Origin of the sequence: Ectobacillus sp. JY-23, assembly GCF_023022965.1 — a bacterium.
Lineage (GTDB): Bacteria > Bacillota > Bacilli > Bacillales > Bacillaceae_G > Ectobacillus.
In genome coordinates, this window is sequence record NZ_CP095462.1 from 3,558,868 (window position 1) to 3,572,050 (window position 13,183).

10 protein-coding genes and 1 other annotated feature are annotated in these 13,183 nt (G+C 45.8%); of the genes, 2 read left to right on the forward strand and 8 right to left on the reverse strand.

What is annotated here, in order from left to right; all coding sequences use genetic code 11:
• Window positions 1-194 precede the first annotated feature (194 nt).
• From MUG87_RS17940 to ileS, 5 genes are all read right to left on the reverse strand, one after another.
• Window positions 195-638: a GNAT family N-acetyltransferase gene (locus MUG87_RS17940; protein ID WP_247083998.1), complete on the reverse strand. Its 444-nt coding sequence runs from the start codon at window positions 636-638 to the stop codon at window positions 195-197.
• Between the two features lie 45 nt (window positions 639-683).
• Window positions 684-827, reverse strand: a complete 144-nt coding sequence (locus MUG87_RS17945) for a hypothetical protein (protein ID WP_164464281.1) — start codon at window positions 825-827, stop codon at window positions 684-686.
• Window positions 828-871: 44 nt separating this feature from the next.
• A complete protein-coding gene (locus MUG87_RS17950; RefSeq protein ID WP_247084000.1) occupies window positions 872-1,306 on the reverse strand; it encodes a hypothetical protein in 435 nt (144 codons plus the stop codon).
• A gap of 12 nt (window positions 1,307-1,318) precedes the next feature.
• Complete coding sequence (locus MUG87_RS17955; RefSeq protein WP_247087775.1) at window positions 1,319-2,497, reverse strand: C39 family peptidase; 1,179 nt, start codon at window positions 2,495-2,497, stop codon at window positions 1,319-1,321.
• A gap of 202 nt (window positions 2,498-2,699) precedes the next feature.
• Window positions 2,700-5,777, reverse strand: coding sequence for an isoleucine--tRNA ligase (ileS, locus tag MUG87_RS17960; RefSeq protein ID WP_247084002.1), 3,078 nt, complete (start codon window positions 5,775-5,777; stop codon window positions 2,700-2,702).
• Window positions 5,778-5,829: 52 nt separating this feature from the next.
• Window positions 5,830-6,068: a binding site (T-box leader), on the reverse strand.
• Window positions 6,069-6,260: 192 nt separating this feature from the next.
• Between ileS and MUG87_RS17965 the strand changes: the two genes are divergently transcribed.
• A complete protein-coding gene (locus MUG87_RS17965) occupies window positions 6,261-7,040 on the forward strand; it encodes a GNAT family N-acetyltransferase (protein ID WP_247084004.1) in 780 nt (259 codons plus the stop codon).
• A 68-nt stretch (window positions 7,041-7,108) separates the two neighbouring features.
• Here MUG87_RS17965 and nagZ read toward each other — a convergent pair whose 3' ends face one another.
• From nagZ to MUG87_RS17980, 3 genes are all read right to left on the reverse strand, one after another.
• Window positions 7,109-8,329 (reverse strand): beta-N-acetylhexosaminidase, encoded by a 1,221-nt coding sequence (nagZ, locus tag MUG87_RS17970; RefSeq protein WP_247084006.1) that lies wholly within the window; start codon window positions 8,327-8,329, stop codon window positions 7,109-7,111.
• 984 nt (window positions 8,330-9,313) lie between these two features.
• The gene (locus MUG87_RS17975) at window positions 9,314-10,723 is read right to left on the reverse strand and encodes an amino acid permease (protein WP_247084008.1); all 1,410 of its coding nucleotides are present in this window, start codon (window positions 10,721-10,723) and stop codon (window positions 9,314-9,316) included.
• 297 nt (window positions 10,724-11,020) lie between these two features.
• Window positions 11,021-11,644, reverse strand: a complete 624-nt coding sequence (locus MUG87_RS17980; RefSeq protein WP_247084010.1) for a TetR/AcrR family transcriptional regulator — start codon at window positions 11,642-11,644, stop codon at window positions 11,021-11,023.
• Between the two features lie 205 nt (window positions 11,645-11,849).
• Here MUG87_RS17980 and kynU point away from each other — a divergent pair, with 205 nt between their 5' ends.
• Window positions 11,850-13,136 (forward strand): kynureninase, encoded by a 1,287-nt coding sequence (kynU, locus tag MUG87_RS17985; RefSeq protein ID WP_247084012.1) that lies wholly within the window; start codon window positions 11,850-11,852, stop codon window positions 13,134-13,136.
• Window positions 13,137-13,183: the final 47 nt, after the last annotated feature.

Sequence of the window (13,183 nt, forward strand, 5' to 3'; positions counted from 1 at the left end):
TGACTAGGTATGCGCCTAGTTTTTGTTGCTGGGTGAGGCTATGATATGAAAATTAATTTATTTTTGTAAATGGCTCTATGGATACCATAAGGGATAGGTGAAAAATTCCTAATAACATATTAGTACACAAGACAACTTTCTCAAGTTCACTATTGACAGATTGGCTCATCTAAATTTATTTACATTACATAGACTCATAACCTCTTCACAAACAACACGCGGTCTTGTCCAGGACCGTCATAATTTGGACGAACAGACTCAATAGAAAAACCCATTTTGGTATGATAGGCAATAGAGCCGGTGTTGACGGGTGAGGTGACGCAGCGCACCGTACGGCAATTGTGAGCTTGCACTGCTGTGAAAAACGTTTCGTATAAATGCGAGCCGATTCCGTTTTTACGGTAGTCGGGATGAATGCCGACAAAGTGAATATATGCTTCATCCGGATGAGATTGTGACAAGAAGCCGATCAAAAAGCCAACCATTATGCCATTTTCTTCGGCAATAAAGCTGGTCTCAGTAAAATGCTCAAAAAATAGCTTTGGCAGCATATCAGCCATATTGCGGCCACCCCACCAGTCATTGATGAGCGGCGATACTGTATAATAATCCTCTCCAGTGACAGAACGAATCTTCATGTTGAATCCCCCTCATTAAAAAGCGGCCCTGTATAGACCGCTTGTTCATTTCAAAAATACGTCGTAGAGAATATACAAAATGATACCGCCAAATACGATAGCACCGCCAATTGTTGGCGCTCCGTACACCGTCCGATTCGCAAGGTCATCTGTTTCAATTGCGCTCTTTTTATCTTGTTCTCGGTCCATTATGCATCCCTCCTCACAACTACTGTATGTCGTGCGGCGCCTTTCTATTTCTTTTTCGTGAAACAAATAGCTAAGGTGCTGATACATAAAAAAGTATACACGTTTACAAACATCGTATTGGTATACTGATTGAGCCAAGGGTAACGATAAATTCTCGAGGCTTCCTCTTTGGGTGTTCCTCCTAAGCTATGAATCATATGTAGAACATATTGATATTCTAACAAGCACCCTATTGCAAAAAAGAGGAGTGAACCGACGCGGATCCACAGCCAGGTTTTTGGCTGCAGGTCAAGGCTTTGTAAAACCTTTCGCAGGTGTTTGATAAAAAAGAAACATACGATAGGTGCAGGGAATACAAATAATAGTCCTAGGTTACCGTTTCCTGAAGTAACGGTAGGGCTAACGGTAAAGACATCTACAAGATACAAAACAAATAGGCTGAGTGCAAACCAAATCATAGCCTTTGACCAAAGTTTCATAGGGAAATCTCCTTATTTATTAACCAAGTAAGCAAAACCAAAGTCATCATCATCCGCTGTCCAATCGAGCCAATGTGTACCGGTGTTATCTTTGCCGTTATCCGGATCTTTGTAGGCTACATGCAGGTCGCCTGTATAGCTTCCATTCTTATCATAACCTATACCAGCTACAAAGTGATATTCAATGTCAGAGCCGCCTGCATCAAAGCGATCAAAACGAAGTGCTACCGGGTCTTTACTGTCGATAGCGGCAATAAAGTTGGCACTTTTACCTACAGCATCAGAGTACTGCTTTGTCGACCAATTTGGGCTAGTATGGTAGACATGCGTGAGAGCACCGTTTGCCCACATAGAAAGTGAGGTGCCAATCCATGTGCTACCCATCTCGTTATATAAATGATTTACTAAACTTGCCCAAGAGCCATAATACTTGTTATCACGTACATTATATCCTAACACGTCGTAATAATAGTCCATAATCATTGCCGCTGTAGTTGCTCCGCAAGCTGAGTTTGGATTTTTAATGCCGGAGGCTCTTTGATAAATTCTATCGACAGGTAGTACTTTATACGTGGCTGCTAGAGCCTGCATTTGGTTAGCTGTGGTTGCTAATGCCTTCCAGCCGGGACTTGGGCTCGTTCGTTTTTGAATATTGGTTAGCTCCAATGTTTCTAACTTTTTCACCTCGGCGGTCGCTACTGTATTACTTTTTGCCATCTTACCTAGGCTGGCTTGTTTCGCTTTTTGAAAATTAGCTTGTACTTCTTTGCCACTATTTCCAAATTGAAATTTCATCGCGCCGAAATAGTATGTTTTTTTCTGGCTGCCTTTTTGATGTAGTAATTCAGATAGATTGCCATCGATGCCGTATTGAATGATAGGATCTAAATGAGTGAGAGCGGAAGTAATGAAATATCCGGTTGTTTGTGCTGATGTGGCTTCAAAATAATAACCAATTACATTGTCGTCAGTATCATACAAGTATTCTTTTAAAGAGAGTTTTGCGTTTTTTAGTGCAGCGAGGTGTGACTTGGATGCAATAAAGTTTTCAGCTGCTTGTTTGGCTTTTTGCGGACTAATTTTCTGTACGTTCATAATACCTTGCTTTGTTACGTTGGCGTGTACGTGAGGAGCGAAAGAGCTACCGAGTATGGCGGAAGCTAGTACTGCAGACAAAACTGTTTTCTTCATCAAATATGTAACCTCTTTTCTTGTATATGTTTGATTCTACAATCGTTCTTGGTAGCTGGGAGATTATTGATAGCATGTAAGATTATAGAACAAGGTAAAATATAGCATATATACATATCTGAATCTACAAAATATTTAAAAATTTAAATTTTGTGTAATGCGTGCATAAAATAACCCCTTCCTACTAAGGAAGGGGCCTCTATCATAAATGAAGCTGAAAATAAACCGTATACGTACCAAGCGGCACCGCTTCACCTTGTGCTGATTCTGACCAGTGTAAGCTTTCTAGAAGCAAGTTCTCGGTTAGGACATGCTCATGTAGCTTGATTGCCTGCTTCACTTCATCGCCTCCGTGCAGTGTGAGACCAACGCGCAGATTTACAGGGAGGTCAAGCTTTTTGCGATGCTCCTGCACCGCGCGGACAAGCTCACGCGCCATGCCCTCCGCAACAAGTTCTTCGGTGATATTTGTATCCAATACAACGCTATACAGCTCATTGCCAACAATGGAGAAGCCTGCCTTTGGCACCTTTGTAAGCAGGACATCATCCTTTTCTACCACAACCGTCTCGCCAGAAGGTAACGAAAGTGATAGTGAACCGGCAAGAAGTGTGCGCACTTGTTCGGGTTGTAGCCCCTGCAGCGCTTGATGGACGATGTTCGCTTGCTTGCCAAATTTTGAGCCGGCTTGCTTGAAGTTCAGCTTACATTGATACGTGACCAAATCGTCGTCGCCGGCAGACAGGGTAACCTGTTTGACGTTGAGTTCATCACAGATGATATCGCTGTAGGTGTCCCAAGGAACCGGTGCATCGGTGATGAGGGTGAGACTATTGAGCGGCTGCTTTACCTTCAGACCGCTTGCGTTACGTGCACTGCGGCCGAGCTCGACAACCTGACGCACCGCCTCCATCTCTGCTTCAAGGTGCGTTTGGATGTGAGCAGGGTCATGCAGCGGATAGTCGCATACATGCACGCTGCTGCCGGTCAGGTTCTCATGCACATCGTCGGCGATGAACGGTGTGAACGGGGCGAGCATACGGCTTAGTGTAACGAGCGCTTCGTGAAGCGTTTCATAAGCGGCTTGTTTATCCGCCGTCATGCCGGATGCCCAGAAGCGCTGGCGTGAGCGTCTTACGTACCAGTTACTGAGATCCTCTGTAAACACTGCTAGTTCCCGGGCTGCGTTTGTAAACTGATAGTCATCAAGCAGGCTGCGGACAGAACGCACTGTGCTGTGCAGGCGCGAGATGACCCACTGATCGAGCGTGGTTTTCGGCGCCGTGTAACGCGTATCGGCAACATAGCCGTCTAAGTTTGCGTACAGCGCATAAAAGCTGTGCACGTTCATGAGCGTGTCAATCATTTTTGACTTTGCTTCTCTGACAACGCGCGCGGAAAATTTCTTTGGATTCCAAGGAGCGCTGTCAGCAAGCAATGCCCAGCGCAGGGCGTCGGCGCCGAATTCTTCAATCAACGCGACCGGATCGAGTGCATTGCCCTTGCTTTTAGACATCTTCTGTCCGTATTCGTCGAGCACATGACCGAGCGATAACACGCGCTTGTACGGTGCTTTGCCAGTGAATAACGTTGAAACGGCAAGCAGGCTGTAAAACCAGCCGCGCGTCTGGTCAATCCCCTCGGCGACCACGTCGGCAGGGAACTGCTGGGAGAATATGTCGTTGTTTGCGAACGGATAATGATATTGCGCAAACGGCATTGCGCCGCTGTCGAACCAAACGTCGATCACCTCGGGTGTGCGCTTCATCGCAGCGCCGCAGGATTTACACACAAGCTTCACATCGTCCACATACGGCTTATGCAGCTCTAAATCCGTTACATCACTAGCTGTCAATTCCTGTAGCTCACGCAAGCTTTTCGGCGCGGCCTCATGTCCGCACGAGCCGCATTCCCATACGTTTAGCGGCGTACCCCAGTAGCGATTGCGGCTGATGTTCCAATCCACCATATTTTCCAAGAAGTTACCGAAGCGGCCGTTCTTGATATGCTCAGGATGCCACGTCACGCCTGCGTTGTTTTCCAGCATGTTTTCCTTGAGTGCCGTGGTTCGGATAAACCAGCTGTCTGTTGCGTAATACAGCAGCGGCGAATCGCATCTCCAGCAAAACGGATAGCTGTGCTCATATTTTTCTTTATGATATAAAAGCCCAGCCTCTGCCAGGTAACGCACGATGTCCACATCGCAATCCTTCACAAACCGTCCGGCCAGAAACGGAACGTCCGCTGTGTAACAGCCTTTTTCATCAACAACATTCACAAACGATAAGTCATTCGCCTGCACAACCTTGTAATCGTCCTCACCATAAGCCGGGGCGATATGCACCACGCCAGTACCGCTTTGGGCTGTTACATAATCAGCGGCTACGACCACATGGCCCTTCTCGACTGTTACAAACGGAAATGGCGGCTCATATGCCAAACCGCAAAGCTCAGTACCCTTGTGCTCTGACAGAACACGGTAGTCATTTTTAAATACAGAAGATGCTAGCTCCTTGGCAACGATATACACTGCACCATCAGTTTCTGCGCGTACATATGTCAAAGCCGGATTGACTGCCAACGCGACATTCGCAGGCAGTGTCCAAGGGGTAGTCGTCCAGCCAAGGAAATATTCGTTGCGATCCTTGAGCTTAAATTTAGCCGTGGCTGTCATGTCCTTCACATCCTGATAGCCCTGTGCCACCTCGTGTGAGCTGAGTGACGTTTGGCAGCTCGGGCAATACGGCGATACGCGATGCCCCTTATACAATAAGCCCTTTTCATGGATGGTGCCGAGCACATGCCATACGCTTTCGATATACGAATTGTCCATCGTCACGTACGGATCGTCCATATCCACCCAATAGCCGAGCTTTTCGGTGAACGAACGCCACTGCTTCTCATAGGCAAATACGCTCTCTTTACATTTTTCAATAAATGCCTCCACGCCGTACGCTTCAATTTCATGCTTGCCGGAGATTCCAAGCTGCTTCTCCACGCCAAGCTCTACCGGTAGACCGTGCGTATCCCAGCCAGCCTTGCGCACAACATAATGACCTGTCATCGTTTTATAGCGTGCTACTACATCCTTGATGGTGCGGCCGAGCGCATGCCCGACATGAGGGAGACCGTTTGCGGTTGGCGGTCCTTCATAAAATACAAATGGCGTTTGCCCGGCGCGGTTTTCCACCGAACGCGCAAACACATTTCCTGCGTCCCATTGCTTCCGAACTCGCTCTTCCCGCACTGCGGCGGCTTCTTTTACGTGTACTTCCTTCATCGTGATACCACTCCTTTTTTAGTTTAAAGCACACAAAAAACCCCATCCCTATACGAGGGACGGGGTTAACCGTGGTACCACCCTGCTTCTATTGACCGTTCATCAATAGCACTCAGCTACGTACAACCATACGCGTTCCGTGTAACGGCGGACTGCCGTCCGAACTTACTGTGATTTCAGCCCGGCTTCTCGGAGAGGATCTTCGACCATAAGCGGAACACCGACTTTCAGCAGGACGTCGGCTCTCTGGGGAACAGCTTATGATGTACTCGTTCTCGTCAACAAATTTGTGTGCTTTATTAGGAGATAGTGTATGCGAGTCTGAAGAAAATGTCAAGGTTTTACAGAGGAATAGTGAAAAGATTTATAAACAATGGTTGTTTCCGTGAGAAGTAAATATTTTTTTCAATAAAATAAATGTTTGCAAACAAATCTTTCCATTGTAAAATAATGAGAATATTTACTGCATAAGGGGAGAGAGACATGATACGAAGACTGACAGCACAAGATCATGATGTTTGTTTTGAGCTGCTGAAAACAAAAAGTGCGGAAAATTTATTTATCATCGGCGATATTGAAGCATACGGATACGAGCAGGATTTTCAAAAGCTCTGGGGCGAGTTTGACGAACATGGTGAGCTGATTGCTGTGTTACTCAAATATGAGCAAAACTATATTCCATTTGCGTTAGGCGCATTCGATGCAGAAGGCTTTGCGAACATCATGTGTGACGATCCGAATTTCAACATGATGTCTGGACTACAGGAGATTACCGGAAAAATCGAGCCGTATGTAACAAAGCAGCTCAAGCGAAAACGCCCCACCTATTATGCAAAGTGTACGAAGCTACAGGGTGGGCAAGGTGTTGATCTTTCTCATGTACAACAAGCGACACCTGACGATGCGGAACAATTGGTTGAGCTGCTCAAAGCAGTGCCGGATATCATTACCGTAGAAAGAAAGCGCCGGGGACTTGCAGATGGAACGTCTCGCACCTTCTTTATTAGAGAAGATGGAAAGATGGTGTCCAGCGCTTCTACCGCAGCGGAAAACTCCGTATCAGCCATGATTGTAGGCGTTGCCACACATGAAAACTATAAGAAAAAAGGCTATGCAACAGCATGCATGCTGAAGCTGTGCGGACAACTGCTCGAAGAAGGAAAAGAGCTCTGCTTGTTTTATGATAATCCGGCGGCCGGTGCCATCTATAAGCGCATTGGGTTTGAGGATATTGGCATTTGGATGATGTATACGTATGAATAAAATGTGAAAAAGCACCGAACGCGGTGCTTTTTTTGCAATGCTGATAAAAATAAGTCTTCGCCGTTGTGTTATCGCTGAATACGCTCAGCGATTTCTTGATGTTTGACGTTAGGATAATGCTGTAAACGAGATGGGTCTAATGGTTTATCAGTTAATGTATATTTCGCTTTTAGTGTCAGAATTCGTTTGACGCTTTCATCGATGCGAGCTACAGGTATTTCACCAATTTTTACGGCATGAAGGAGGGCGCTGTATGCTTGTGCTTCTTTCTCAAACGAATGGCCAAGCAATAACAAATCAACGCCTGCTTGTACGGCTAAAACAGCTGCTTGCGCCGGGCTGTACTGGTTGGCGATGGCACCCATTTCTAAATCATCGGTAATCACAACGCCTTTATAGCTCATTTCGTTTCGTAATAAGTCCGTTACGAGCTCTTTTGCCAATGAAGCAGGTTTTTTGTCGGTTGTAACGTTCGGATATAAAATATGCGCTACCATTATAACATCCGCGCCGCTCGCAATCGCTTGCCGAAATGGCTTTAGCTCGAATTGTCGTAGTTGCTCGGTGGTTTGCATCCCTACAGGTAGTCCGACATGAGAATCGGTCGTCGTCCCGCCATGCCCCGGGAAATGTTTTACCACAGGTATTACCCGCGCCGACCGCAGGCCCCTCATCGTTGCGGTGCCCAGCGTGCCGACAATATCGGGGTCGGCACTGAACGCCCGGTCTCCAATGACGGTGTTTTGATGATGGCTGTGTACATCAAGAACGGGTGCGAAATCCATGTTAAAGCCAAATAGAGAAAGCTCCTCTCCAATAACCTTCCCGATTTCGTAGGAGAGGGCGGGATTGTTGTTCACACCAATGACTTTATTTGGCGGAAACACCGTTTTTCCCTGCGGCAGTCTTGAGACGCGTCCGCCTTCTTCGTCTGTTGACAGGAAGAGGGGGATGCTGCTTTTTTGATTCAGTGTCTTTATTGTATTGTTCAGCTGTAGTAGCTGTGCGGCATTCTTGATATTGTCTCCATACAAAATAACGCCGCCAACATGATAGGTTTGAATCAGTTCGGCAAGCCGCGCTTCTTCTATAGAAGTTCCTGGAAAGCCGACCACAAACATCTGCCCGATTTTTTCTTCTAGCGAGAGCGCGCGCAGCTGTCGGTCAACCCGTTTTTCGAGATCTCTGGCGGTATCTTGATGAACCGCTTCTTTTGCGTAATAATGCACGTCAGGGATAGGTGCAATCCATAACAAGCACATCAGTCCAAGTGTAATCCATGTTCGCATCGCAACTGCTCCTTTCCTTATATATAATGTGTACGCGAAATAAAAGATTCATCCATAATGTCAGTTTATGAGTATAGATGTTTTAGGGTTTTTAGTGCTAATAGGTATGCTAAAAATGCGTTTTAAATCCAACTGCTGTTTTTTCTGCTACTCTTCTTATAGGTAAAGAGACAAGTGTTAAAAGAAGAAGGAGATGTGACATTAGTATCCTGTAAGAGTGTGTAGCGGAGCACGAGAGAGGTAGAAAAACGGTTTAGGTGTTCCGCAAGAGTGTGTAGCGGAGCACGAGAGAGGTAGAAAAACGGTTTAGGTGTTCCGCAAGAGTGTGTAGCGGAGCACGAGAGAGGTAGAAAAGCGGTTTAGGTGTTCCGCAAGAGCGTGTAGCGGAGCACGAGAGAGGTAGAAAAGCGGTTTAGGTGCTCCGCGAGAGCGTGTAGCGGAGCACGAGAGAGAGAAAAAGAGAGGTTAGGTGTTCCGCAAGAGTGTGTAGCGGAGCATGAGAGAGGGGAAAAGAGAGGTTAGGTGTTCCGCAAGAGTGTGTAGCGGAGCATGAGAGAGGGGAAAAGAGAGGTTAGGTGTTCCGCAAGAGCGTGTAGCGGAGCATGAGAGAGTGGAAAAGAGAGGTTAGGTGTTCCGCAAGAGCGTGTAGCGGAGCATGAGAGAGTGGAAAAGAGAGGTTAGGTGCTCCGCAAGAGCGTGTAGCGGAGCATGAGAGAGTGGAAAAGAGAGGTTAGGTGTTCCGCAAGAGCGTGTAGCGGAGCATGAGAGAGGGGAAAAGAGAGGTTAGGTGCTCCGCAAGAGCGTGTAGCGGAGCACGAGAGAGGTAGAAAAGCGGTTTAGGTGTTTCGCGAGAGCGTGTCACCCACGACAGAGGAGTTGTAACACGACGACATGGGCTGTTGGAGTACGCATAAAAATGAAAGAGACGGAAGATCCGTCTCTTTTTCATATAAACTGTTTATTCAGTTGCTGAAACGTGCATGCTTATGTGAGGCTGCTGTCTTGCTCATGTGGTACAAATGCGCTTGCTTTTGCTTTCTTTTGGTGCAGGCGATAGGCGATACAGAGAAGAATTAGCCAAGGAATGCCCACCATTAATGTCATCTTGAAGAATTCGACAAACCAGGTTGTTACCATTAGGCTTAGCATAAGTAATGCGCCCAGCAAGGTTAGGTAAGGGAACCCGATCATTCTGACAGGCAGCGCCTTGCCGTTATATTTCTTGCGGAAGAAATAATGGGTGATAAAAATCATGAACCAGGTGAACATCGCACCGAACATGGAAATCCCCATCATGATGACATAGGCTTTATCTGGTACCAAGGCGTAAATGGTCGCCGCCAGGGCGATTCCAAAGGTCGATAGAACCAGGGAATAGACAGGAACTCCTTTTTTATTTAACTCACCAAAGCGCTTTGGCGCATAGCCAGATCGAGATAAAGAGAACATCATTCTTGTAGTGATGTACAATTGGCTGTTCATGGCGGACAATGCGGCAACGAGAACAACGAAGTTCATAATGCCTGCTGCACCTGGAATACGGAACGCCTCCATTACTTTTACAAACGGACTTTTTTCGATGCCCGCACTTGCCCATGGAACGATGGCCAGCATTAAGATCAGCGTGAAGATGTAGAAAATGATGAGACGGTACACAGTAGAACGTAGGGCTTTTGGCACCGCAACCTGTGGATCCTTCGCTTCACCGGCTGTGACCGCAATCATTTCAATACTTAAATAGCTAAAAAGTGCTATAACAACCGCAATCCATGTGCCAGAAATTCCTTTTGGAAAAAAGCCGCCGTCGTTCGTATAATTCTGAAAGCCAATTTCAGGGCTGGACCCGCCGAATACGATAAAACTACCAGCTACAATGAATCCTACAATTGCGACGATTTTAATCATAGAAAACCAATATTCTACTGCGCCAAACAAGTTAACACTTGTAGCATTTACATAGATTAAGATGGCGGAGAATACGAGAATCCACACCGAACCAGGTATATTAGGGAACCAGTACTCCATATAGACTGCCACGGCAGTTACCTCAACGCCGACAGCAGCAACAATACACGACCAGTAGGTAAATCTCACAATATATCCTGCCAAAGGACTTATGTAGTGTTCCGCGTAAGCACCGAAGGAACCAGAAGTGGGATGCGCGACCGTCATCTCTGACAAGCAGCCCATTAAGAGGAATGCAATAAGAGCGCCGATTGTATAACTAATAATAACACTGGGACCTGCTTGACTAATGGCAAAGCCGCTGCCTAAAAACAAACCTGTACCGATTGCGCCCCCGATCGCAATCATGGTGATTTGTGAAGAAGACAGATTCTTCTTTAAACCGCTTTCGCGATTGGAGATTGCTTGAAAATCATGTTGTTTCCCCATCATAATTCCCCCTGAAATGTAACTCGTTGTTATGTCTCATCGACCCGCGAAAGAGGGAGTCGATAAAAAGAAATCGCTTTCAAAATTAATTTGCGATTTAGCTATTTTTATAGTATACATGTCAACTCCTTTAGGTCTGAAAATTCAATCAATTAGGACGAGATAAATATATCATTTTAGGTGACGTAGTGTCAATGATATGATGTCATTTGATGAGGGAAGAAATATTGGCGGGCATTCGTCCTAGCAAAAAGCCCCCACCTTCATTCACATGCGAATGAGGGTGGGAGCTTTTGGTTAGTGTGCCGTGAGATAAAGACCTTCTGTATACATCGTCACAATTGTTTTCGCAATCTCTTCAATCGAGCTTTGTTGTTCATTTCGAACAATTTCCCAAAGATACATTTCATTTGTGAAAAACCAGCCTCTTGCTACTAGCTCGTGATGTAACTCAGGTCTTGCCAGCCCTTGCTTTTGGGCATATGCAACATCCTGCGCAATTCGCATGATGAACTTTTCACGGATGGACTTCCACGTATCTGAAATGATAGCGGAAACGCCGATAGCCTGCTCAACAATTTGCAGCATACCGCGCTCAGCCTGTGCCAATGTCAAAAAGTCATAGACTTGCTTGCTGATGATTTGTTTTGCTTCGGCTTTAGAATGAGGGAAGAAGGATGTTTCGGCAATGTTATAAAATTGCGCCATAACATCCTCCATCAAAACAATCAAAAGCTCTTCTTTCCCCTTAAAGTGCACATAAGCTGTTCCGTAGCCGGTATTGGCTTTTTTGATGATCTGTGAAATCGTTGCTTTTTGAAATCCTTCTTGTAAAAAAACGTCCTTGGCGGCGTCTAGAATTTTTTGCCGTGTTATTTTTGCTTGAATTTGTCGTTTATTCTCTACTTGGCCTTTTGTCATCATCATTCCCCCGCGTCGTATTATCTTCTAGCATATAAGGATTTTAAAAAAAAGGAAAGTATTGTGTACACGCAGAAGGATACAGATAGCTGCCAGGAGGCTGAATGATTTTTTATTTTCTGAACAATTGACACAATGTCATTGACATGATGTCACTTTTTCTATTATGATTTTTTTAAGGATGCAGAGAATATGGAGGAACACTATGACGACAGAATTCTTGCAATATACATTAGAGTACGCAAAACAACTGGATCAGGAAGATACACTTCGGGATTTCCGAAACGAATTTTATTTACAGCCGAATACCATCTATATGGATGGAAACTCACTGGGCCTTCTTTCGAAGCGAGCAGAAAAAACGCTGTTAGAATCGCTGGAGGATTGGAAGATTCATGGAATTGATGGCTGGATGCAGGGAAATCATCCATGGTTTTTTATGGCGGAAACATTAGGAGAGAAATTAGCGCCGCTCGTAGGTGCAGCGCCGGAGGAGGTTGTGGTGACAGGTTCTACAACGGTGAATCTCCATCAGCTTGTAGCTACCTTTTATCAGCCAAAAGGAAAGCGCACCAAAATTTTAGCAGATGAATTGACGTTTCCATCAGATATTTATGCGCTGCAAAGTCAGTTACGCAATCATGGGTTCGATCCGGAAGATCATCTCATTCGTGTCAAAAGCCGGGATGGCAGATGTATCGAAGAGGATGATATTATTGCCGCTATGACCGATGATATTGCCCTTATTGTTTTACCTACTGTCCTGTATCGAAGCGGCCAAATTTTAGATATGAAACGACTCACCCAGGAGGCGCATCAGCGCGGCATTTTAATCGGGTTTGATGGATGTCATTCTGTCGGAGCAATTCCGCATGCCTTTAGTGAGTGGGGCGTGGATTTCGCCTACTGGTGCAACTATAAGCATTTGAACGGCGGACCGGGCAGTGTGGGCGGATTGTATGTAAACCGTAAGCACTTTGGAACAATGCCAGGACTTGCCGGCTGGTTCGGGTCGACAAAGGAAAAACAATTTGATATGGAGCATACATTTACACCCGCGCAATCAGCAGGCGCTTATCAAATTGGAACACCGCATGTACTCAGCTGTGCACCGCTACTCGGTTCATTGGAAATTTTTGCAGAGGCCGGTATTGAAAATATTAGAGAAAAGTCTTTGAAAATCAACCAATACCTGATGGATTTGATTGAACATGAATTACCTGATATGGGCTTTGTCATTGGAAACCCAAGAGAAGATGTCAGACGCGGCGGTCATATTAGTCTTGAACATGAAGAAGCCGCAAGAATCTGCAAGTCACTAAAAGAGCATGGCATCATTCCAGATTTCCGCGCGCCCAACATCATCCGCTTAGCGCCGGTTGCCTTGTACTCTTCGTATGCGGAAGTATGGCAGGTCGTGCAAATCCTAAAAACCATCATGACAGAAAAGCACTATAAAAAATACCCAAATACACGCGAGGTAGTCGCTTAATGCTTCGTTGTGTCTAGGAAAACACCGCCGGGCAGCTGTGCCAGGCG

Excerpts from the sequence above, each read along its gene's own strand:
- MUG87_RS17940 (WP_247083998.1), bottom strand. The coding sequence starts at position 638 with ATGAAGATTCGTTCTGTCACTGGAGAGGATTATTATACAGTATCGCCG.
- MUG87_RS17965 (WP_247084004.1), top strand. The coding sequence starts at position 6,261 with ATGATACGAAGACTGACAGCACAAGATCATGATGTTTGTTTTGAGCTG.
- ileS (WP_247084002.1), bottom strand. The coding sequence starts at position 5,777 with ATGAAGGAAGTACACGTAAAAGAAGCCGCCGCAGTGCGGGAAGAGCGA.
- MUG87_RS17950 (WP_247084000.1), bottom strand. The coding sequence starts at position 1,306 with ATGAAACTTTGGTCAAAGGCTATGATTTGGTTTGCACTCAGCCTATTT.
- MUG87_RS17980 (WP_247084010.1), bottom strand. The coding sequence starts at position 11,644 with ATGACAAAAGGCCAAGTAGAGAATAAACGACAAATTCAAGCAAAAATA.
- MUG87_RS17945 (WP_164464281.1), bottom strand. The coding sequence starts at position 827 with ATGGACCGAGAACAAGATAAAAAGAGCGCAATTGAAACAGATGACCTT.
- MUG87_RS17955 (WP_247087775.1), bottom strand. The coding sequence starts at position 2,497 with ATGAAGAAAACAGTTTTGTCTGCAGTACTAGCTTCCGCCATACTCGGT.
- kynU (WP_247084012.1), top strand. The coding sequence starts at position 11,850 with ATGACGACAGAATTCTTGCAATATACATTAGAGTACGCAAAACAACTG.
- MUG87_RS17975 (WP_247084008.1), bottom strand. The coding sequence starts at position 10,723 with ATGGGGAAACAACATGATTTTCAAGCAATCTCCAATCGCGAAAGCGGT.
- nagZ (WP_247084006.1), bottom strand. The coding sequence starts at position 8,329 with ATGCGAACATGGATTACACTTGGACTGATGTGCTTGTTATGGATTGCA.